The following is a 22,107-nucleotide window of genomic DNA, read 5'->3' as shown; positions in this document are numbered from 1 at the left end:
CTTCATGGGGAAGCCGAGATGTCCACGACCACCATTCGCCTGCCGGATGAGCTGAAAGCCCGCATTACCGCTGCAGCAAAACAGGCGGGAACGACGGCTCATGCCTTCATTCTTGAGGCGATTGCCGAGAAAGCCGAGCAAGCCGAACGTCGCGCTGATTTCGATGCCGTGGCAGAAGCCCGCTATGCCGACATTGTGGCCACCGGAAAAACCATTCCGTGGCCGGAAATGCGGGCTTATCTGGAAGCACGCTTGGCCGGCAAGGTCACGCAACGCCCGGCTGCCCGCAAGCTGGTCCGCTGAGCGTGTCCCGTATCGAACTGGCGCCGGAAGTCGCCGAGGATTTCGAGCGCATTCTTGATCACCTGGCGAATCATGAAGTAGACGACCCCAGGCAGCGCATCGGCGAAATAATCGCTGCGCTGGATGTTCTCGGGCAGAACCCGTTGATCGGCCGCCCCACAGCGAATGCCACGCGTGAATTAGTGATCGGTCGTCGTTCGCATGGTTATGTTGCCTTGTATCGCTACCTGCCGGAGCTGGATACCGTCTTCGTGCTGGCGATACGCAGCCAGCGCGAAGCCGGATACTCCGATCGGGATTCGGCCGGGTAAACGTCACGGCTTACAACCAGGCCGGCGGGCGCTTGTCGAGGAAAGCGGCAATGCCGTCTTTCGCTTCATCGGTGGCGCGCTGGCGGGCAATGCGCTGGGCTGTTTCCTCGCTGATCGTTGCATCGATCGGCTGGCCATTCACCGCACCAATCAGATCCTTGGCTGCTTTCTGGGCCAGCGGACCGCCTTGCAACAAAGCCTCGACCAGTTGGCCGACACAGGCATCCAGTTCATCCGGTTCGACGACGTCGCCGACCAGGCCGATGGCGAGAGCCCGCGAAGCTTTGATCCGCTCGGCGCTCTGGAAATAGCGCAGGGCATGGCGCGGGCCGATGGCGCGCAGCACGTAGGGGCTGATCGCCGACGGTATGATGCCGAACCTTACTTCCGACGTGGAAAACACGGCATCGCTGCTCGCTACCGCCATGTCGCAGGCGGCCGTCAGGCCGGTGCCGCCACCGAGGGCAGCGCCTTGCACGCGGGCAATGGTCGGTTTGCTCATCTGGGCCAGGGTGCGCAGCATGCCGGCGAACTTGCGGGCATCCTCAACGTTCTGCTCATGGGTGAATTGCGAAGCGCGCTTCATCCAGTTGAGGTCGGCACCGGCCGAGAAGTGTTTGCCGCGACCGCCGAGCACGACGACGCGGACGCTGGCATCGGCATCGAGTTCCGTGCAGGCAGCTGCCAGTTCGGCGATCAGTTGTTCGTCGAAAGCGTTGAAGACGGCCGGACGGTTCATCCAGATAGTGGCGACCTTGCCGGCCCGTTCGATTTCCAGGGTTTCGTACATGGCAGCGATCCTCAGCGATTCTTGAATACTGGTTTGCGCTTCTCGACAAAGGCGGCCATGCCTTCCTTCTGGTCTTCGAGGGCGAAAGCCGAGTGGAAGACGCGGCGCTCGAACAGCAGGCCTTCGTTCAGGCTGGATTCGAAAGCGCGATTGACCGTTTCCTTGATCATCATGACGACCGGCAGCGAATAGCCGGCTATGGTCTGGGCGGCCTTCAGGGTTTCGTCGAGCAGTTGGTCGGCCGGGATGATGCGGGCGACCAGGCCAGCCTTCTCGGCTTCGGCAGCATCCATCATGCGGGCAGTCAGGCACATGTCCATGGCCTTGGCCTTGCCGACGGCGCGGGGGAGACGTTGCGTGCCACCGGCCCCGGGCATGGTGCCGAGGCGGATTTCCGGCTGACCGAACTTGGCGGTGTCGGCGGCGAAGATCATGTCGCACATCATGGCCATCTCACAGCCACCACCGAGGGCAAAACCGGATACCGCGGCGATCACCGGCTTGCGGGTGGTCTTGATGCGTTCCCAGTTGCGGGTGATGAAGTCGGTCTTGTAGGCGTGCATGTAGTCGAAATCCTTCATGAAGCCGATATCGGCTCCGGCGGCGAAGGCTTTCTCATTGCCGGTGATGACGATGCAGCCGATGTTCTCGTCGGCTTCGTAGGTGTCGATGGCGGCACCGATGCCGTCGACGACCTCGTTGTTCAGCGCGTTCATCGCTTCCGGGCGGTTGATGCGGATCAGGCCGACCTTGCCGATCACTTCGGTGAGGACTACTTGGGTCATTGTTCACTCCAAAAAAATGACCGCCCCCGGAGGGAGCCGTGGGGCGGTCCAAGTGCAGTTTTCGTTAGGATGGATCAGCGTTCGTCGAAGCTGACCACCAGGCGTTTGGTGGTGGCACGGGCCTGGCAGCTGAGCACGAAGCCCTGCGCCATTTCGTCGCCTTCCAGCGTGTAGTTCTTGTCCATGACCACCTCGCCGCACAACACCTTGGCGCGGCAGGTACAGCAGACGCCCGCCTTGCAGGAGAACGGCAGGTCGAGGCCGGCGTTCATCGCGGCATCGAGCACGTGCTCATCGGGGCCGATCTGCAGATCATGTTCCTTGCCGTCGAGAACGACGGTCAGGGCGATGTCCTTGGCCGCTGCGACTCGGGTCGGTGCGGCATCGGTATCGGCCTGGATCTTGGCGGCCTGGGCCGGGCCGGAGGTGAAGCGCTCGGTATAGACGCGGTTTTCCGGGACGCCGGCTTCGATCAGCGCCTTTTCGGTCGCTTCGATCATCGCCTCCGGGCCGCAAATGAACACTTCGTCCATGCTCTTGACCGGCAGCAGGGCATCGATCACGGCCTGGACCTTGGCACCGTCGATCCGGCCTTGCAGCAGGTCGACTTCCTGCGCCTGGCGCGACAGGATGTGGATCAGCGTCAAGCGGTCCGGGTAACGGTCCTTCAGGTCCTGCAGGGATTCGTTGAACATCACGCTCGACATGCGGCGATTGCCGTAGACCAGCGTGAATTTTGATTCCGGCTGCTCTTCCAGCGTCGTCGCGGCAATCGACAGGATCGGTGTGATGCCCGAACCGGCGGCGAAACCAACGCGGTGGATGGCGCGCTGCTTCTTGACGACGAAACGGCCATCCGGCGGCATCACGTCGAGCTTGGCGCCGGCCTTCAGGGTCTGCGCCGCCCAGTTGGAAAAGACGCCGCCTTCGACCGGGCGGATGCCGATTTCCAGCTCGCCGGCCTTGGCCAGACGGCTGCGCGGGCTGCTGATCGAATAGCTGCGGCGGACATCCTGGCCATCGACCTTGGCGCGCAGGGTCAGGAACTGGCCGGGCTGGAAACTGAAGGCTTCGCGCTCGGCGTCGGGAATGTTGAAAGTGATCGCCACCGAGCCGGCCGCTTCGGGGCTGACGCGCTTGATGGTGAGTTCGTGAAAGCGGAGGGCAGACATTTATTGGGGCTCCGGAAAATGCTTAGTGAAAACGGCAATCGTATGAAGGTGAAAAACCTGTCCCCCTCTCCCCAGCCCTCTCCCCCAACAAGTTGGTGGAGAGGGGGTGATTTTTGACGTGGACAGGATTCATGCGATTGCTCTGACTTTCTCAGTAAGGCTTGAAGTAATCGAACGGTTCCTGGCAATCCTGGCACTTGTACAGCGCCTTGCAGGCCGTCGATCCGAAATGGGAGGATTCGCGGGTATTGGCCGAACCGCAATGCGGACAGGGCACGGTTTCGACCTTGGCCGGCTTGCTGATGAAGCGCACGACATTGCTGCCGGCCGGCGTCTGGTGCGGCGGCGCGATGCCGTAGGCGCGCAGCTTTTCCTTGCCGGCTTCGCTCATCCAGTCGGTGGTCCAGGCGGGGGCCAGTTGGGTGATGACGCGGGCGGCGATACCGGCGCGAGCCAGCGTCGCCTTGACGTCATCCTCGATCTGGCTCATCGCCGGGCAGCCGCTGTAGGTGGGCGTGATGACCACTTCCAGACCGTCGGCACCAACCCGGACATCGCGCAGGATGCCGAGCTCGCGCAGCGAGATGACCGGAATTTCCGGATCGGCCAGATCTTCCAGCGCTGCCCAGGCGGCATCGACGTTGGCGTTCATCGCTTACCAGACTCCATTCGGATGGGCGCGGGCCAGGCTTTGCATTTCGGCCAGCAGGAAGCCGAGATGCTCGGAATGCACGCCGTTCTTGCCTTCGGAAACATAGCCGCCGGCTTGCGGGCGCTGCAGCGTGGCTTCGGCCAGCGCGGCAGCGACGATGCCATCCCAGTCGGCCTTCAGCGTATTCAGATCAACGGCAATGCCATCCTTCACCGCGGCAGCTTCCGCTGGGCTGTGGGCCCAGAATTCCTGGGTGTAGGGCAGCAGGTGATCGAGCGAAGCCTGGACGCGGGCATGCGACTCTTCGGTGCCATCGCCGAGACGGACCAGCCAGTCGCGGGAATGGCGCAGGTGATAGCGCACTTCCTTCAGCGACTTGGCGGCAATCGCGGCCAGATCGGCGTTGTTCGACTTGGCCAGCGCTTCCCAGAGCAGGGCCATCAGGGCGCTGTACAGGAAGTTGCGGACGATGGTCGTGCCGTAGTCGAGGCTGGAATGGGCATAGCCGGACAGCGGGCCGTGATGCGGCAGTTCGAGCAGCGTGTAGTTGCGGAATTCGCCGGTATCGCGGAAGTAGGCCAGCTTGTCTTCGGTGGCATCGCCACCCTTCAGCGTGGCAACCAGCTGATAGAGCATGCGGGCCTGACCGATCAGGTCGAGGCTGACGTTGGACAGCGCGATGTCTTCTTCGAGGATCGGCCCGTGTCCACACCATTCGGCATTGCGCTGGCCAAGGACCAGGGCATTGTCAGCCAGGTGCAGCAGGTAATCGATGGCGGCGCTCATTACATGTGCCCCACTTCGTCGGGGATTTCGTAGAAGGTCGGGTGACGGTAGATCTTGTCGGCGGCCGGGTCGAACAGTTCGCCCTTTTCATCGGGGTTGCTGGCGGTGATGGCGGCGGATGGCAGCACCCAGATGCTGACGCCTTCCTGGCGGCGGGTGTAGACGTCGCGGGCCATTTCCAGTGCCTGACGGGCATCGGCGGCGTGCAGGCTGCCGCAGTGCTTGTGCTCGAGACCCTGCTTGCTGCGGATGAAGATTTCCCAGAGGGGCCATTCTTTCAGTTCGGTAGTCATGCTGCCTCCTTAACACTACGGGCTTTTTGTTTGTTGGCATGGGCCAGCGCGGCGTCGCGCACCCATTGGCCGTCGTTGTGGGCCTTGACGCGGGTCGCCAGGCGTTCCTTGTTGCAGGGGCCGTTGCCATTGACGGTTTCCCAGAATTCGTTCCAGTCGATCTGGCCGTAGCCGTAATGCTGGCGTTCCTCGTTCCACTTGAGGTCCGGGTCAGGCAGCGTGACGCCGAGCACCTTGGCTTGCGGCACGGTGGCGTCGACAAACTTCTGGCGCAGGTCGTCGTTGGAGATGCGCTTGATGCCCCAGCGCATGCCTTGCACGCTGTTCGGGCTGTCTGCATCGGGCGGCCCAAACATGGCGAGGCACTTCCACCAGAAGCGATTGACTGCATCCTGGACCATCGCCTTTTGTTCTTCGGTGCCGGTCATCATGACCAGCAGCGCTTCGTAACCCTGGCGCTGATGGAAGGATTCTTCCTTGCAGACGCGGACCATGGCGCGGGCGTAGGGACCGTAGGAGCAGCGGCAGAGCGGGATCTGGTTCATGATCGCGGCACCATCCACCAGCCAGCCGATGACGCCGACGTCGGCCCAGGTCAGGGTCGGGTAGTTGAAGATCGAACTGTATTTGGCGCGGCCGCTATGCAGGCCTTCGAGCATCTGGTCGCGGCTGGTGCCCAGCGTTTCGGCGGCGGAATACAGATAGAGTCCGTGGCCGCCTTCATCCTGCACCTTGGCGATCAGGATGGCCTTGCGCTTCAGGCTCGGGGCGCGGGAAATCCAGTTGCCTTCGGGCAGCATGCCGACAATCTCGCTGTGGGCGTGCTGGCTGATCTGGCGGACCAGGGTCTTGCGGTAGGCCTGCGGCATCCAGTCCTGCGGCTCGATGCGACCATCGGCATCGATGCGGGTATCGAAAGCCGCCTGCAGCGCCGGATCCTCATTCGAGGGTGCGAGGGGCACGGTCTTGCTGCCGGCGTTGTCTGGCACGTTGAATGATTGTGTGTACATGAAGTTCTCCTTGGGGTTGGAGTTGCTGCTAACGAGACGCCGATCAATTCGTCATTCCCGCGCAGGCGGGAATCCAGAAAAATCAACGGACTGGATCCCCGCCTGCGCGGGGATGACATTTCCGAATTAATCAGCACCTCCCTAAAGAAGTCGCATGGAGCAGCACTCCCTCCCTTTCAAGGGGAGGGCCGGGGTGGGGATGGGTCAGGACTGGCCGGAACATGGCACGCCATACCCATCCCCCTCCCGGCCTCCCCCTTGAAGGGGGAGGAGTACTGCTGGACGACGCCTTACTGAACGATGACCCAGTCGCCGCCCTTGACTTCGAGCAGGCGGAAGGCCGAGAGATCGAGACCCATGTGGTCGGTCGGCGACATGTTGAAGGTGCCGCTGGTGGCGACGAAGCCCTTGGTCGCTTCCAGGGCATCACGCACCTTGGCCTTGTCGGTGGAACCGGCGCGCTTGATGGCGTCGACCGCCAGCATCAGGCCGTCGTAGGCGTAACCGCCGAAGGTCGACACATCGGTCTTGTAGGCAGCCTTGTAGGCCTTGTCATAGGCGGTGACGATAGGCTTCTGCGGGTCGTTGGCGGCCAGCTTTTCCGGGATCAGCTGAGCCGGAGACGGCAGGCGGACACCTTCAGCCGCCGGGCCGGCCAGCTTCAGGAATTCGTCGGAAGCCACGCCATGCGACTGATACAGTGGCAAGGTCACGCCGAGTTGCTTGTAGTTCTTGGTGACGATGGCCGGACCCTGGCCCAGACCGAACACGAACACGGCCTGAAGGCCCGGCGTGGTCTTGATCTTGGTCAGCTGCGGGCTCATGTCGGTATCCTTCGGACCATAGGTCTCGTTGGCGACCAGCGTGATGCCGTACTTGGCGGCGACGCCTTCGGTTTCCTTCTTGCCGGAAGCACCGAAACCAGAGGTTTCGGAGAGCAGCGCCACCTTGGTCAGGCCACGTTTCTTCATGTCCTCGAAGACCTTTTCAGCGGCCATGCGGTCGGTGTGCGGGGTCTTGAAGACGAACTTCTTGACCGGCTCGACGATGACCACGGCACCCGCCAGCGAGATGAAGGGCGTTGCCGACTTTTCAGCCAGCGGCACCATCGACATGGTGGAACCGGTGGTCGTACCGCCAACCAGCACGTCGACCTTGTCGTCTTCGAGCAGGCGCTTGGCGAAGCCGTTGGCCTTGTTGGCATCGCTGCCATCGTCGTAATGGACCAGTTGCAGCGGGCGACCGAGGACGCCGCCCTTCTTGTTGATGTCATCAACGTAGAGTTGCAGCGTCTTCAGTTCCGGGTCGCCAAGGAAGGCAGCCGGACCGGTGACGGAGAGGACGGAACCGATCTTGATCGGGTCGGCAGCAATGGCGCCGAAGGCACCGAGAACCAGGGCGGCGCCAGCGACGAGCTTCTTGAAATTCTGCTTCATGGATTTGTCTCCTCTATCGGGTTGTTGTCAGGTACTGCGGTAAAACGGGTGTCGTCATTCCCGGCTTGACCGGGAATCCAGGTTTAAACATCTGGATTCCCGCCTGCGCGGGAATGACGGCAAGGGGTTATCAAACACGCTCGATCACCATCGCGATGCCTTGCCCGACACCAATACACATGGTGCACAGGGCGTAGCGACCGCCACGGCGTTTGAGTTCATAGGCAGCGGTGGTGACCAGCCGGGCGCCGCTCATGCCGAGCGGGTGGCCCATGGCGATGGCGCCGCCGTTGGGATTGACGTGGGCGGCATCGTCGGCCAGGCCGAGATCGCGCAGCACCGCCAGCCCTTGCGCCGCAAAGGCTTCATTCAGTTCGATGACGTCCATCTGATCCAGCCTCAGGCCGGTCTTGGCCAGCACCTTGCGCACGGCCGGCGCCGGGCCGAAACCCATGATCCGGGGCAGCACGCCGGCGGTGGCCATGCCGACGACGCGGGCTAGCGGTTTCAGGCCGTACTGGCTGGCGGCAGCGCCGGAAGCCAGCAGCAGTGCGCAGGCGCCGTCATTGACGCCGGAAGCGTTGCCGGCGGTAACCGACAGTTCCGGACCATTGACGCCCTTCAGCTTGGCCAGCATGTCCAGCGTCGTTTCCGGACGCGGATGCTCGTCGGTATCGACGACGACCGGATCACCCTTCTTCTTCGGGATGACGACCGGCACGATTTCGTCCTTGAAGCGACCAGCCGCGTTGGCCGCCGCCCAGCGCTGCTGCGAACGGACGGCAAAAGCATCCTGATCGGCCCGGCCGATGGCGAAGTCAGCGGCGACGTTGTCAGCCGTCTGCGGCATCGAATGGGTGTCGTACAACTTCTTCATCAGCGGATTGGGAAAGCGCCAGCCGATGGTCGTGTCGTAGATCGCGGCATTGCGGGAGAAAGCGCTTTCGGCCTTGCCCATGACGAACGGGGCGCGCGACATGCTCTCGACGCCACCGGCGATCATCAGCTCGGTTTCGCCGGACTTGATCGAACGGGCCGCGAGGCCGATGGCATCCATGCCGGAACCGCACAAGCGGTTGATCGTCGTACCCGGCACTTCGATCGGCAAGCCGGCCAGCAGGCCGGACATGCGGGCGACGTTGCGGTTGTCTTCACCGGCCTGATTGGCACAGCCGTAGATGATGTCTTCGACGGCTGTCCAGTCGACCTGCGGATTGCGTTCCATCAGCGCCTTGAGCGGGATGGCACCGAGATCGTCAGCCCGCACGCCAGCCAGGGCGCCGCCGTAGCGGCCAATGGGGGTGCGAATGGCGTCGCAGATGTAAGCATCAGTCATTAGTCGTTAGTCCTTAGTTGTTAGTTGGAGAGCGGCTAGTCGTCAGTTGGCAAGGCTTTGGCCTTTGCTAATGACTAACGACTAGCAACTAACTACTGCTGTTTCGGTCGCTCATCTAGCACACGCTTGGCCTTGCCGACCTGGGTACGCGGGATGGCATCGAATTCCATGACGGTGATCCGGGTCGACACGCCGATGATGGTCTTGATGCGGTGCTGCAGTTCCTTGCTGATCTGCTGGATGTCGGCGGCGGACAGCTTGCCGGACAGCTCGCGCTGGACTTCACAACGGACTTCGAGGTTGTCCATGTGCCCGTCGCGAGTGACGACGACCTGGTAATTGCCGGCCAGGCGCTGGTCGCGCAGGATCTGTTCCTCGATCTGGGTCGGGAAGACATTGACGCCGCGGATGATCAGCATGTCGTCGGAACGGCCGGTGATCTTGCCGATGCGGCGGAAGGAGCGGGCGGTCGGCGGCAGCAGGCGGGTCAGGTCGCGGGTGCGATAGCGGATGACCGGGAAGGCTTCCTTGGTCAGCGAGGTGAACACCAGTTCGCCCTCTTCGCCGTCCGGCAGCACTTCGCCGGTTTCCGGGTCGATGATTTCGGGGTAGAAATGGTCTTCCCAGATTACCGGACCGTCTTTAGTTTCGATGCATTCGCAGGCAACGCCCGGGCCCATGACTTCGGTCAGGCCATAGATGTCGATGGCGTCGATACCCAGCTTGCGCTCGATCTCGTGACGCATGCCCTCGCCCCACGGCTCGGCGCCGAAGATGCCGACCTTGAGCGAGATTTCCTCCGGCTTGATGCCGAGGCGCTCGAATTCCTCGGCGATCACCAGCGAGTAGGACGGCGTAACCATGATGATTTCCGGCTTGAAGTCCATGATCTGCTGGACCTGCTTTTCGGTCTGGCCGCCGGACATCGGCACGGCACAGCAGCCGAGGCGTTCGACACCGAAGTGAGCACCGAGGCCGCCGGTGAACATGCCATAGCCGTAGGCGACATGGACCATGTCACCGGCCCGGCCGCCAGCGGCGCGGATCGAACGGGCAACCACGTTGGCCCAGTTATCGATGTCGTTCTGGGTATAGCCGACGACGACCGATTTGCCGGTCGTGCCGCTCGAGGCATGCAGGCGTGCCAGCTTGGTGCGCGGCACGGCGAACAGGCCGAAGGGGTAGTTGTCGCGCAGATCGAGCTTGGTCATGAAGGGGAACTTGCCGAGATCGGCCAGGCACTTCAGGTCGTCCGGATGAACGCCCTTGGCTTCGCACTTCTTGCGATACGGTTCGACGTTGTCGTAGGTGTGGCGCACCGACCACTTCAGGCGCTCGAGTTGCAGGGCCGAGATTTCGTCGCGGCTGGCGGTTTCGATGGGATCGAGTTCGCCGGGCAGGGGCTTCTTGGAAGTCATGTTTGTCTCCTCTATTAGTTGCTAGTCATTAGTCGTTAGTCGCTAGAGTGATTAGCAGGGTTTGCTAACGACTCTCGCTGACTGGCAACTAACTACTGCTTTCCAGTCCGGCAATCACTTCGCCGTTGATGCGGTAGCTCTTGCCGCGGAACAGGGCGATGGTCTTGCCGTGGTTATTGCGCACCGTGATGTCGTAGACGCCGGTGCGGCCGGAAGCGGATTGCTCGACCGCTTCGGCTTCCAGCGTTTCGCCTTCCTTGGCCGGAGCCAGGAAATCGATATGGCAGGCCGAGGCGACGGTGTTCTTGTTGTAGCTGTTGCAGGCGTAGGCAAAGGCGGTATCGGCCAGGCTGAAAATCATGCCGCCGTGGCAGATGTGGTGGCCGTTCACCATGTCGGAACGTACCGTCATGGTGAGCAGCGAGGCGCCCGGCTGGACGCGGACGATCTTGATGCCCAGGGCCTGGGCGGCGCGGTCGCGCGCGAACATCGCCTCGGCGGTGGCGTCGGCCAGGGCTTGCGCCTCGGCGGGAGTGAGCTTGTGTTCAGTCATGAATTTTCCTTCCGGCAAAAACGGCGCGCTGGATCAGCGGCGAAATGCGATAACGGTCCTCGCCGTAGCTGGTGCCGAGATTGGCCAGCACATCACGGATAGCGGCGACGCCAACCTGATCGGCCCAGGCCAGCGGCCCTTGCGGGTAATTGACGCCGAGGCGCATGGCCTGATCGGCCCCGGCTTCGGAGCAGACGCCCTGATTGACGGCATCGGCGGCTTCATTGGCCAGCATCGCAACCGTGCGCATGACGATCAGGCCCGGCACATCGAGGCAGCGCGAGACGGCAAAGCCGGCGGCCTGCAGCAGGCCGATGGCCGAAGCCGTCGCCACTGGATCGCACTGCTCGGCGGCAGCGATGGCGATGCGCGTTGCCTTGCTGTAATCCAGGGCCAGATCGACCAGGACGGTATTGGCGACACCCGATTCGGCGGCGCGCTGGGTAGCGCTGCGACCGTCGGTCACGTAAATGGCAGCACGGCCGATTTCAGCGACACGGCCGTCCCCCAAGGGGACTTCCTTCAGGGCGTCGGTATCCAGTGCCCGGCTGAAAGTCAGGCCGCTGTGTTCGAGACGCTCGGCCAACGCTTCGGCCGCAGCCGACTCGCCAAACACGGTGATCTTGCCGGCCGGGGCCTGAGCGGCCTCGGTTTGTGCGGCCGGGCGAACGGCGCCTTCGCGGTAGTCGTAAAAGCCACGCCCGGTCTTCTTGCCGAAGAAACCGGCATCAACCAGTTCCTGCTGGATCAGCGAAGGCAGGAAACGCTGGTCGTTGTAGAAAGCGCGCCACACCGAATTGGTCACGGCGAAATTGACGTCGTGGCCGATCATGTCCATCAGCTCGAACGGCCCCATGCGGAAACCGCCGGCCTCGCGGCAGCAGGCATCGATGGTGGCGTAGTCGGCAGCGCCTTCCTGGGCGACACGCAGGGCTTCGGCGTAGTAAGGGCGGGCGACGCGATTGACGATAAAACCCGGCGTCGACTTGGCATGGACCGCCGTCTTGCCCCAGGCGTTGGCCGTGGCGAACAAGGTGTCGGCGACCGCCTTGTCGGTGGCCAGGCCGGAAACAATCTCGACCAGCGCCATCAGCGGAGCCGGATTGAAGAAATGCAGGCCAGCCAGACGCTCCGGGTGCTTCAGCGCAGCGCCAATGGCGGTCACCGAAATCGACGAGGTGTTGGTGCCAAACAGGCAATCCTTGCCGACAATGGCTTCGAGATCGGCATAGAGCTTCTGCTTGGCTTCGAGGCTTTCGACGATGGCCTCGACGACCAGCGCGGCATCGGCCAGATCAGCCAGTTGCTCGACGGCGCTCAGGCGCTCGCCGGCCGCTTGGGCGGCTTCGGCAGTCATCTTGCCTTTTTCGGCCAGCTTGGCGAACTGGGCACGGATACCGGCGACGGCACGAGCGGCCGCATCGGAGCGGGCATCGAGCAGCTTGACCGGATGGCCGGCCGCTGCAGCGACCTGGGCGATGCCGGCGCCCATGGCGCCAGTGCCGATGACGGCGATGACGGATTCTCTATTAAGGGGTTGGGTCATGGCGTTGATTATTCGTTTGTACTAGCAGCCGAACCCGTCATCCCCGCGCAGGCGGGGATCCATGGTCGGAGCACTGGATTCCCGCCTGCGCGGGAATGACGGAGATAAGCACGAGCGCTCACGCTCTCACTCTCCGGTGAAATTCGGCGCACGTTTTTCCATGAAGGCAGCAACACCCTCGGCGTAGTCCGGGCTCCAGCCCAGTTCGCGCATGAAGCTGCCTTCAAAGGACAGTTGCTGCTCCAGCGTGTGACCCGGCGCGGCGTGCATGGCCTGACGGGTGCGGACCAGCGCCTTGGTCGGCATCACCGACAGTTGCTTGGCCAGCGCATCAATGCGGGCGGCGAAATCGGCATCCTCGGTGCATTCCCAGATCAGGCCCCATTCGGCAGCCTTTGCGGCCGGCAGCTTGTCAGCCAGCAGGGCGAGGCCCATGGCGCGGGCCATGCCGACGCGCTGCGGCAGGAACCAGGTACCGCCGGTATCCGGAATCAGGCCGATCTTTGAAAATGCCTGCAGGAAGGAAGCCGACTTGGTGGCAATGACCAGGTCACAGGCCAGCGCCACCGAAGCGCCGGCACCGGCCGCGATGCCATTGACCGCAGCGATGGTCGGCACGCGCAGGTTCTGCAGACGCATGACCAGCGGCTTGTAGTTCCGCTCGACGACATTGCCGATGTCCGGCATCTTGCCGTCGATTTTCGCCATGTCCGGATCAGCCAGATCCTGGCCGGCCGAGAAGGCGCGACCGGCACCGCTCAGCACCAGCACGCGGATGACGTGGTCGCTCTGGACGCGGTCGAGCGCGGTGCGCAGTTCGGCATGCATTTCGCCAGTGAAGCTGTTCAGCTTGTCCGGACGATTCAGGGTCAGGCGGGCAATGCCGGCGTCGACGGTGAAGGTGATGGTTTGGAAGTTCATGCTTGGCTTTCTCTCTAAGCTAGGCTGACTTGGCCGTCATCCCCGCGAAAGCGGGGATCCAGGGACTTCTGGATTCCCGCCTGCGCGCCCCGTAGGAAGCACCCTTGGGGTGCGGGAATGACGGTGAGGTGTTCATACGTGGTAACGGCGCTGGACGACGACAAATCGATTGGCGACGAAGGCGGCATCGGCGTAGGACGCATTGGCCGCCGGGTTGCCACCGGTGCCGTGGTAGTCGGAGTAAGCCGCCGACTGGTTCACGAACACGCCACCGGTCAGGTTGATCGACAGGGCGACCTTGGAGCGCATGGTGGCAGCGGTCATGGCGTCGATGACTTCAGCCTTGGTCGAGTAGATGCCGGCCGTCAGCGCGCCGTGCGTCGTGATGATGCGTTCGGACAGGGCGATGGCGGCAGCGGTGTCGGCGACCTTGACGATGAAGCTGATCGGGCCGAAACGTTCTTCCATGTAGGCCTTTTCGTCGGCGGCATCGCAGGCGAGCAGGACCGGAGTGCGAACTTCGGATTTCGGGAATTCCGGGTTGTCGAGCTTGGTCGAGGCGAGGATGACCTTGCCCAGCGAACCGCTGTCGGCTTCGTTGATGCGCTTCAGCGTATCGGCCGACTGCACGGCACCGAGCACGGCCAGTGCAACTTCAGGCTTGGACAGGAAGCCGGAAACGGCGCGGGCCAGATCGGCGCAAACGTCGTCGTAGGACTTGTGGCCGTCTTCCGTTTCGATGCCGCCAGCCGGCACGAAGATGGCCTGCGAGGTGGTACACATCTGGCCGGAATACAGCGACAGCGTGAAGGCCAGGTTGCGCAGCATCGGCTTGTAGGCATCGGTCGAGTCGATGACGATGTTGTTAACGCCAGCCAGCTCGGCATAGACGCGGGCCTGACGGCAGTTGTCGATCAGCCACTGGCCGAAGACATTGCCACCGGTGAAGTCGATGGACTTGACGGCCGGATGGGTGACCAGCTTCTGCGTCGCGGCACGATCGGCGACGCACAGGGTGACCAGATTGGGATCGATGCCGTTCTCGGCGAGCACGGCGCGAATGGTGCGCACAGTAATGGCGGCCGGAAGGATTGCATTACTGTGCGGCTTGACGATGACGGCATTGCCGGTGGACAGCGCGGCAAACAGGCCAGGGTAGGTATTCCAGGTCGGGAAGGTGCCGCAGCCGACAACGACGCCGATACCGTGACCGACGATTTCGAAATGCTTCTTCATGACCAGCGGCGGGTTCTTGCCCTGCGGCTTGTCCCAGGTCGTTTCGGCCGGCACGAAGCTCTGTTCGCGATAAGCGTAGGCCACAGCTTCGAGGCCGCGGTCCTGGGCGTGCGGCGAGCCGGCCTGGAAGGCCATCATCCAGCCCTGGCCGGTGGTCATCATCACCGAGTGGGCCAGCTCGAAGCTCTGCTGATTCAGGCGAGCCAGGATTTCGAGGCAGATGCCGGTACGGCCCTCGGTACCGATCTTCTGCCAGCCAGTCATGGCCTGCTGCCCGGCGGCGATCAATGTTTCGTAGGCACAAACCGGATATTGAACATTCAGGTCGATGCCATAAGGAGACTGCTCGCCGCCCACCCAACCGGTAGTACCCGGCTGCCCCAGATCGAACTGCTTGCCAAGATGGGCTTCGAAAGCCTTCTTGCCATCTTCAGCTGCCGTTTCGCCGTAGGTCTTCGGACTCGGCATCTCGTTATAGGCCGACCAGTAGCCGCGGGTGGCGATGGCATTCAGGGCGCCATCGAGCGTGGCGCGGTGCTTGTCGAGCAGGGGGTGGGACATCGGAAATCTCCTTGAAGATGTCTTTTCTTGGGCAGAGGCGCATGCGGCGCACTCCAATCTGGTTACACGATACGAATTAAGATAACAATTGTCAAACAAAAGTATCGTTAAAAATGCAAAAACCGATCATTCCGTTTAGCGAAAGAAATTTCTCAAACTATAAAAATATTCTTAAAAACCGCCAGTTATATCTTGCCAATCTTCATTCCAAGGCTATGATTCCGAAATACAGAATTTGTTCCTGATAAACTTTACGCAAAACCGATACAGAATTTGTTGACATTAAACATCGATACGTATCATGATTCATCTCACGCCATCCGCAGGTCCGGATGGATCACCAACCCGATGACAAGATTCGTATCCAAAAGGAGACAAAGACATGGCCAGCAACAAGGAACGTTTTGCCGACAAGATGGAATTCCCGCCGGAAATCCAGCAGCCCAACATCTACCCGCTATCCTGGAACTCCAAGACCAAGAAGCTGCAGGAAGTCTGGGAAGCCTCGCTGCGCGAGAACTGGGATCCGGAAAAGCTGCCCTGGGATACGCTGGATGTAGACAGCTACACCTGGGAAGAGCGTGAGTCGATCGCCTACTGGTGGAGTCTGCTGTCGGTATTCGATGCATCCGCCCCCCCTGTCTTCGCTGAAGCGCTGATCAAGACCTACGAAGTGCACGAGGAAGACCCCGTCCGCAAGTGCTTCTTCTCCGTCACCCGTGACGAGCAGAACCACGAAATCATGTGCGGTCTGGCGATCACCAAGATGCTCGGCCACCCGGACCCGATCACCTATGAACCGAAGACCGATCTTGGCCGCCGCCTGCAGAAAAACGTCAAGTGGCTGTACTTCAACGGCTCGCGCTACTGGACCGGCTACAAGCAGGCCGTGCCGAAGTACGACCTGGCGGTTTTGTTCAGCTCCTTCCTGATGGGCGAGATTGCTGCCGCCACCATCTTCAAGCAGATGTTCGACAACTCCCGTGAAGCCGTGTTCAAGGAAGGCTTCAAGAACATCGGCCGCGACGAAGGCCGTCACATGGCGATCTGCATGGCGGTCATGGAGCGCGATTACCCGGGCCTCGACGACTCCACCAAGGCGATCGTCACCAAGCAGATCCGCGCCGGCTACCTGTTCCTGTCCGCCGTGCTGTTCGAGCCGCCGATGGAATTCTGGGACCTGCCGGAAGACTTCATCGCCAACCAGCGCGAAGGCGAAGAAGTGGCGCGCGGCGCCGGTTTCGGCATCCCGAGCTACGAGGCCAAACTGGAAAACTGGAAGAACGCGATGATCAACCTGAAGGGCGTGCTTGATCGCTACAACATCCCGTTCCCCGCCATTCCGGAAGTCGGCATCACCGGCCAGGAAGTCTCCGAAATCGACATGGAAGACATCATCCCGGTCTTCTAAGCCCCCCAATCGTCATTCCCGCGCAGGCGGGAATCCAGTCGTCGCTCTTTCTGGATTCCCGCTTTCGCACCCCAGGGGTACTTCCTTCGGGGCGCGGGAATGACGATGCCACAACCGGCCGGTGCCCCGACAAGGGCGCCGGCCTTGCCGCAACAGAGAAACCAATACCAATAGGGGAAGACAAAATGGCTCGTATCATCATGCAACCCTCCGGCAAGTCCGTTGATTGCGCCTATGGCGATACCGTTCTGATGGCGCTCGAAAAGGCCGGCTATGCCCTGCCCAACAACTGCCGCGCCGGCGCCTGTGGCGAATGCAAGGTCAAGGTCACCCAGGGCCAGTTCGACCAGGGCATGGTGCTCGACATGGCTCTCTCGCAGGATGAGCGCAAGCAGGGCTTCGGCCTGATGTGCATGGCCAAGCCGATTTCCGAGGAACTGACCATCGAGTGGGGCACCGCCGATGCGAAGCCCAAACTCTTCCCCCCGCGCGAAGATGCGCTGTTCGTCGTCACCGACAAGAAGCAGATCGCCGCCCGCGTCGTCGAGCTGCGCCTGCGCCCGGTCGGCCAGCCGATCCGCTACTGGCCCGGCCAGTACGTCACGCTCGGCAACCCGCGCGCCGACATTCCGGCCCGCGCCTATTCCATTTCCAACGCCCCCCGTCCCGACGGCGAACTGGTGCTGCAAGTTGCCCGCGCCGATGGCGGCGTGACCAGCAACTGGGTGCACGACAGCCTGCAGGCCGGCGACAACGTCAAGGTGTCCGGCGCCTACGGCACCTTCATCGGTGACCCTTCGGTCGACACCCCGGTCCTCTGCATCGCGGCCGGCACCGGCCTCGCCCCCGTGCTGGCGCTGGCTGAAGCCGCCCTGCGTCGCGGCTTCAAGAAACCGGTAACCATGCTCTTCTCGGCCCGCACCAAGGAAGACGTCTACAGCCAGGGCATGATGGCCTGGTGGCGCACCAAGCATCGCAATTTCGACTACAAGGTGACGCTGACCCGCGAAGAAGCCGACGGTTTCCTGAAAGGCCGCGTCGATGTCGTGCTGCCGCAACTGTTCAAGGATCTGTCCAAGCACACCCTCTTCATCGCCGGCAGCCCGGAATTCGTCGACAGCTGCGTCGCCGCCGCCAAGGCCCAGGGCGCGCTGGACGAACTGATACATACCGAAGGCTTCTTTGCCCAGCAGCAGCCGGTGGTGGCCGATGAAGATCACCTGCTGTCGGCCTGAACAACCGACCACGATCATGCACCAGCAATACGTTTCACCCCGTCATCCCCGCGCAGGCGGGGATCCATTTTTGGTGCGAATTTCTGGATTCCCGCTTTCGCGGGAATGACGACCAATAGCCATCACATAAAAACCAAAAGGAGACGAGATGAACCCCCAAGACCAACAGAGAAGGAGGGCATGATGCTTGCCCAGTTCCTGCAATTCCTCTTTTCCGGGATCACGGTCGGTGCGACTTACGCGCTGGCCGCTCTCGGCTTTACGCTGATCTACAACGCCAGCAACGTGATCAACTTCGCCCAGGGCGAATTCATCATGCTCGGCGGCATGCTGGCGGTGTTCTTCACCCAGGCCGGCCTGCCGCTGCCGGTCGCGCTGGTACTGGCCATCCTGATTCCCGCCATCGTCGGCGTGATCATCGAAAAGCTGGCCATCGAGCCGGTCAAGGGCGCCGAAACGGTGACCCTGATCATCATCACCATCGGCGCCTCGCTGGTCATCCGCGGCCTGACCGCCGTCATCTTCGGCAAGAACACCCACAGCCTGCCGGCCTTCTCCGGCGAAACGCCGATCAACATCCTCGGCGCCACGCTGATGCCGCAAAGCCTGTGGGTGCTCGGCATCACCGCGCTGGTCGTCGTTGCGCTGTGGTACTACTTCAACCGCACGCTGCAGGGCAAGGCCATGCTGGCCACCTCCTATAACCGGCTGGCCGCCGAACTGGTCGGCATCAACACCGGCTGGGTCCTATTCATGAGCTTCGCCATGTCGGCCGCGCTCGGCGCGCTGGGCGGCATCCTGCTCACCCCGATCACCATGACCTCCTACGACGTCGGGATCATGCTCGGCCTCAAGGGCTTCGTCTCTGCCGTGCTTGGCGGCCTGGGCAACGGCCTCGGCGCCGTGGTCGGCGGCCTGCTCGTCGGCATCCTCGAAGCCATGGGCGCCGGCTACATCTCGTCGGCCTACAAGGATGCGATCCCCTTCGTGTTGATCCTGTTCATTCTCTTCTTCATGCCGCGCGGCCTGTTCGGCGGCAAATCGACGGATCGGGTGTAAGCATGAAAAAAAGTGTCTATAACGGCCTCTATGTGGTCATCGCCATTCTGCTGGTGCTGCCCTTCGTGATGCCCAACAGCTTCTACCTCGACCTCGCCGTGCGCATGGCGATCAACGCCGTGATCGTCCTCGGCTTGAATCTGCTGATCGGCTTTGCCGGCCAGATCAGTCTCGGCCACGCCGGTTTCCTCGGCATTGGCGCCTATGCCTCGGCCGTGCTGCCGACGCACTTCGGCTGGCATCCGCTGCTCGCCATGGGCGCCGGCGCGGTCGCCACCGGCGTTCTCGCCGCCCTGGTCGCCCGCCCGATCTTCAAGCTCAAGGGCAACTACCTGGCGATGGCAACGCTCGGCCTCGGCATCATCATCAACATTGCGCTGCGTAACGAAGCGCAATGGACCGGCGGACCGGACGGCATGCCGGTGCCGGCGATGGGCCTGTTCGGCTTCGAGCTGAGCAACGACAAGCAGTGGTACTGGGTCGTCGCCATCCTGCTGTCGGTGTCGGTCTGGGCCTCGCTGAACCTGATCGACTCGCCGTTCGGCCGCGCCCTGCGCGCGCTGCACGGCTCGGAAGTCGCCTCACAGGTGGTCGGTGTCGATGTCGTTCGCTACAAGGTGGCGATCTTCGTGCTGTCCGCCGTCTTCGCCAGCCTGATGGGCAGCGTCACGGCGCACTACGTCGGTTTCGTCAGCCCCAACTTCGCCGACTTCTTCCACTCGATCGAACTGGTCACCATGGTCGTCATCGGCGGCATGGCCTCGGTATATGGCTCGCTGGTTGGCGCCGTGCTGCTGACCGCCCTGCCCCAGGCACTGGCCACCTTCGAAGGCTGGGAAACCGTGGTCTTCGGCGCCATCCTGATGCTGTCGATGATCTTCCTGCCCAAGGGCCTCGTCCCGACGCTGGCCGCCAAGTTCGGGAAGGGGGAATAACCGTGAGCATGCTTGAAGTCAAAGACCTCTCCATCCATTTCGGCGGCGTCAAGGCCGTCCAGAATGTGTCGTTCAACATCGATTCCGGCATCGTCTATTCGGTGATCGGCCCCAACGGCGCCGGCAAGACGACGCTGTTCAACCTGATCACCGGGGTGTACAAACCGACCACCGGCGAAATCCGGCTGGACGGCGAAGCCATCCACGGCAAGTCGCCGAACGAACTGGCCACCCGCGGCGTCGCCCGCACCTTCCAGAACCTGCAGATCTGCATGAACATGAGCGCCGTCGAGAACGTGATGGTAGGCGCTCACTTGCGGCTCGACCGCAATCTGGTCAAGGCTGCCCTGCGCTTCCCCGGCCTGAAAAAGCGTGATCGCGAAATGCGCGCCGAAGCGGCTGAACTGATGGCCTTCGTCGGGTTGGAGCAGTACGTCGAAACCCGGGCCGACGCGATGTCCTACGGCGCCCTGAAGCGCCTGGAAATCGCCCGTGCCCTGGCCATGAAGCCGCGACTGATCTTCCTCGACGAACCGGCCGCCGGCCTCAACCCCAAGGAGACCATCGAGGTCGACCATCTGGTCCGCAAGATCGCCGACGCCGGCGTGACGGTAGTGCTGGTCGAACACGACATGAAGATGGTCATGAACCTGTCCGACCGCATCCTCGTCCTCGACTACGGCAAGAAACTGGCCGAAGGCACCGGTGAAGAAATCCGCAAGAACCCCGATGTAATCGCCGCCTACCTCGGCGCTCACGCATGATTCCATCCCCGGCCAGCCCATCGCTTTGTCGACTTCGCCTTGGCGTGCAACTCGCACTGCCTGCGGCTCGCCTTCGCGCGCTGAGCCGGCCGTGCACGAAATCCAGGAGTTAGACATGGAAGCATTACGCATCATCACCGAAGAGCACCAGAACCTCTGGCGCATCGCCACCACGCTCGACATGGTCGCCGACGAGATCGACGCCGGCAGCAAGGTCGAGACGCCCTTCTTCACCTCGGTCTTCGACTACATCGAGCAGTTCATGGATCGCGCCCACCACGCCAAGGAGGACGAATACCTCTTCCGCCTGCTGCGCGAACGTTCAACCGAAGCTGGCGCCATCCTCGACCGCCTGCAGGCCGAACACCGCAACGGCCCGGAAAACCTCAAGGATCTGCGTGCCAAGCTTGCGGCGACGGCTGGCGGCGGCGAGAGCAATGCCGCCTTCACCGGCGCCTTGCGCAACTACACCGCGGCGATCAAGAGCCACGTCCGCAGCGAGGAAAAGGACGCCATGCCCCTCGCCCGCGAGGTGCTGACGACTGAAGACTGGGCCGAGATCGACAAGGCCTTCCTCGACAACGACGACCCGCTGTTCGGCAGCAAGGCACGGGCCGAATTCCGCGAACTGTTCCACCGCATCGCCAGCCTCGCCCCCGAATCCATCGGTCTCGGCGCCCACAGCGCCGGCTCGCTGCAACCTGGCGCCGGCCCGGCCGGTGGCGACGTGCTGCTTTCGGTCAAGGGCATGGAAAGCTGCTACGGCCGCATCAAGGCACTGAAGGGCATCGACCTCGAAGTCCGCAAGGGCGAGCTGGTTGCCCTGGTTGGCGCCAACGGCGCCGGCAAGACCACCTTCCTGCGCACCCTCTCCGGCGTACAGCCGATGAGCGCCGGCAAGATCATGTTCGACGGCGAGGACATCTCGCACCTACGTTCCGACCTGCGCATGCGCCGCGGCATCTGCCAGAGCCCGGAAGGACGGCAGGTCTTCGGGCCGCTGTCGATCGAGGACAACCTGCGGCTTGGTGCCTACACACAGCCGAAGCATCAGGTCGCCGAGGACATGGAGAAAATCTATTCGATGTTCCCCATCCTCAAGGAAAAGCGCAATCTGCCGGCCGGCACGCTATCCGGCGGCCAGCAGCAGATGCTGGCCATCGGCCGCGCCCTGATGGGCCGCCCGAAGATGCTGCTGCTCGACGAACCGTCGATGGGCCTCGCTCCGCTGCTGGTCGAGGAGGTGTTCAACGTAGTCAAGACGCTCAAGTCGCAGGGCATGACCATCTTCCTGGTCGAGCAGAACGCCTTCGCCGCACTGGCCATCGCCGACCGCGGCTATGTGCTGGAGACCGGCAACATCACCCTGACCGGCACCGGCCAGGAACTGATCAGCAACGAGCAGGTGCGGGCGGCCTATCTCGGCATGTAGGACGCAAGCAGGCATCCACCGAGCAGCAGGCCGGTGGATGCCTTCCCGGAATGCAGCTACTTAACTGGCCATCAATGACATGAGACATTGGTCTGCCGCACCGCGAAAAAATCCACCGCACCGGCAAAAATCTGGAAAACTCTCTTCTGAATCCAAGCCGAT

Annotated in this window: 22 protein-coding genes; 8 read left to right on the top strand and 14 right to left on the bottom strand. The window is 62.4% G+C overall.

The window, feature by feature from the left end; genetic code table 11:
* Positions 1-18: 18 nt before the first annotated feature.
* Both KI617_RS02035 and KI617_RS02030 read left to right on the top strand, forming a co-directional pair.
* Positions 19-303, top strand: coding sequence for a DUF6290 family protein (locus KI617_RS02035; RefSeq protein WP_226450167.1), 285 nt, complete (start codon positions 19-21; stop codon positions 301-303).
* Between the two features lie 2 nt (positions 304-305).
* Positions 306-614, top strand: a complete 309-nt coding sequence (locus KI617_RS02030; protein ID WP_226450165.1) for a type II toxin-antitoxin system RelE/ParE family toxin — start codon at positions 306-308, stop codon at positions 612-614.
* 10 nt (positions 615-624) lie between these two features.
* Here the strand turns inward: KI617_RS02030 and KI617_RS02025 are convergent, their stop codons facing one another.
* From KI617_RS02025 to paaN, 14 genes are all read right to left on the bottom strand, one after another.
* Positions 625-1,404 carry an enoyl-CoA hydratase/isomerase family protein gene (locus tag KI617_RS02025; RefSeq protein ID WP_226450163.1) on the bottom strand — a complete coding sequence of 260 codons (780 nt, stop codon included), beginning with the start codon at positions 1,402-1,404 and terminating at the stop codon, positions 625-627.
* Positions 1,405-1,415: 11 nt separating this feature from the next.
* Positions 1,416-2,189: an enoyl-CoA hydratase gene (locus KI617_RS02020; RefSeq protein WP_226450161.1), complete on the bottom strand. Its 774-nt coding sequence runs from the start codon at positions 2,187-2,189 to the stop codon at positions 1,416-1,418.
* Positions 2,190-2,263: 74 nt separating this feature from the next.
* On the bottom strand, positions 2,264-3,361 hold the full coding sequence (locus KI617_RS02015; protein ID WP_226450159.1) for a 2Fe-2S iron-sulfur cluster-binding protein: 1,098 nt from the start codon (positions 3,359-3,361) through the stop codon (positions 2,264-2,266).
* 151 nt (positions 3,362-3,512) lie between these two features.
* Positions 3,513-4,013, bottom strand: coding sequence for a 1,2-phenylacetyl-CoA epoxidase subunit PaaD (gene paaD / locus KI617_RS02010; RefSeq protein WP_226450157.1), 501 nt, complete (start codon positions 4,011-4,013; stop codon positions 3,513-3,515).
* Positions 4,014-4,016: 3 nt separating this feature from the next.
* Positions 4,017-4,799 (bottom strand): 1,2-phenylacetyl-CoA epoxidase subunit PaaC, encoded by a 783-nt coding sequence (gene paaC, locus KI617_RS02005; protein ID WP_226450156.1) that lies wholly within the window; start codon positions 4,797-4,799, stop codon positions 4,017-4,019.
* Positions 4,799-5,092 carry a 1,2-phenylacetyl-CoA epoxidase subunit PaaB gene (gene paaB, locus KI617_RS02000; protein ID WP_226450155.1) on the bottom strand — a complete coding sequence of 98 codons (294 nt, stop codon included), beginning with the start codon at positions 5,090-5,092 and terminating at the stop codon, positions 4,799-4,801. Before paaB ends, paaC begins: the two co-directional genes overlap by 1 nt.
* On the bottom strand, positions 5,089-6,102 hold the full coding sequence (gene paaA, locus KI617_RS01995; protein WP_226450154.1) for a 1,2-phenylacetyl-CoA epoxidase subunit PaaA: 1,014 nt from the start codon (positions 6,100-6,102) through the stop codon (positions 5,089-5,091). The genes paaB and paaA overlap by 4 nt, the downstream gene beginning before the upstream one ends.
* A 290-nt stretch (positions 6,103-6,392) precedes the next feature.
* Positions 6,393-7,538 (bottom strand): ABC transporter substrate-binding protein, encoded by a 1,146-nt coding sequence (locus KI617_RS01990; protein ID WP_226450153.1) that lies wholly within the window; start codon positions 7,536-7,538, stop codon positions 6,393-6,395.
* Between the two features lie 130 nt (positions 7,539-7,668).
* A complete protein-coding gene (pcaF, locus tag KI617_RS01985; RefSeq protein ID WP_226450152.1) occupies positions 7,669-8,874 on the bottom strand; it encodes a 3-oxoadipyl-CoA thiolase in 1,206 nt (401 codons plus the stop codon).
* A 92-nt stretch (positions 8,875-8,966) separates the two neighbouring features.
* Positions 8,967-10,292: a phenylacetate--CoA ligase PaaK gene (paaK, locus tag KI617_RS01980; RefSeq protein WP_226450150.1), complete on the bottom strand. Its 1,326-nt coding sequence runs from the start codon at positions 10,290-10,292 to the stop codon at positions 8,967-8,969.
* Between the two features lie 88 nt (positions 10,293-10,380).
* Entirely contained in the window at positions 10,381-10,845 is a 465-nt protein-coding gene (paaI, locus tag KI617_RS01975) for a hydroxyphenylacetyl-CoA thioesterase PaaI (RefSeq protein WP_226450148.1), read from the bottom strand.
* On the bottom strand, positions 10,838-12,391 hold the full coding sequence (paaH, locus tag KI617_RS01970; protein ID WP_226450146.1) for a 3-hydroxyacyl-CoA dehydrogenase PaaH: 1,554 nt from the start codon (positions 12,389-12,391) through the stop codon (positions 10,838-10,840). Before paaH ends, paaI begins: the two co-directional genes overlap by 8 nt.
* A 126-nt stretch (positions 12,392-12,517) precedes the next feature.
* A complete protein-coding gene (gene paaG / locus KI617_RS01965) occupies positions 12,518-13,312 on the bottom strand; it encodes a 2-(1,2-epoxy-1,2-dihydrophenyl)acetyl-CoA isomerase PaaG (protein ID WP_226450144.1) in 795 nt (264 codons plus the stop codon).
* 132 nt (positions 13,313-13,444) lie between these two features.
* Positions 13,445-15,109 (bottom strand): phenylacetic acid degradation protein PaaN, encoded by a 1,665-nt coding sequence (paaN, locus tag KI617_RS01960; protein WP_226450142.1) that lies wholly within the window; start codon positions 15,107-15,109, stop codon positions 13,445-13,447.
* Between the two features lie 382 nt (positions 15,110-15,491).
* Here paaN and KI617_RS01955 point away from each other — a divergent pair, with 382 nt between their 5' ends.
* The 6 genes from KI617_RS01955 to KI617_RS20435 all read left to right on the top strand — a co-directional run bounded on the left by KI617_RS01955 (position 15,492) and on the right by KI617_RS20435 (position 21,945).
* The gene (locus KI617_RS01955; protein WP_226450141.1) at positions 15,492-16,520 is read left to right on the top strand and encodes a hypothetical protein; all 1,029 of its coding nucleotides are present in this window, start codon (positions 15,492-15,494) and stop codon (positions 16,518-16,520) included.
* 185 nt (positions 16,521-16,705) lie between these two features.
* Positions 16,706-17,755, top strand: a complete 1,050-nt coding sequence (locus KI617_RS01950) for a 2Fe-2S iron-sulfur cluster-binding protein (RefSeq protein WP_226450139.1) — start codon at positions 16,706-16,708, stop codon at positions 17,753-17,755.
* A gap of 180 nt (positions 17,756-17,935) precedes the next feature.
* On the top strand, positions 17,936-18,814 hold the full coding sequence (locus KI617_RS01945; protein ID WP_226450137.1) for a branched-chain amino acid ABC transporter permease: 879 nt from the start codon (positions 17,936-17,938) through the stop codon (positions 18,812-18,814).
* Between the two features lie 2 nt (positions 18,815-18,816).
* A complete protein-coding gene (locus KI617_RS01940) occupies positions 18,817-19,749 on the top strand; it encodes a branched-chain amino acid ABC transporter permease (RefSeq protein ID WP_226450135.1) in 933 nt (310 codons plus the stop codon).
* A gap of 8 nt (positions 19,750-19,757) precedes the next feature.
* Positions 19,758-20,513 carry an ABC transporter ATP-binding protein gene (locus KI617_RS01935; protein ID WP_226451828.1) on the top strand — a complete coding sequence of 252 codons (756 nt, stop codon included), beginning with the start codon at positions 19,758-19,760 and terminating at the stop codon, positions 20,511-20,513.
* Positions 20,514-20,628: 115 nt separating this feature from the next.
* Entirely contained in the window at positions 20,629-21,945 is a 1,317-nt protein-coding gene (locus KI617_RS20435; protein ID WP_319004134.1) for an ATP-binding cassette domain-containing protein, read from the top strand.
* The last annotated feature ends 162 nt before the right edge of the window (positions 21,946-22,107 follow it).

It is taken from the genome of Ferribacterium limneticum (assembly GCF_020510625.1).
GTDB lineage: Bacteria > Pseudomonadota > Gammaproteobacteria > Burkholderiales > Rhodocyclaceae > Azonexus > Azonexus limneticus_A.
The sequence above is the reverse complement of the archived record's forward strand: the minus strand, read 5'-3'. Positions and strand labels throughout refer to the sequence as shown.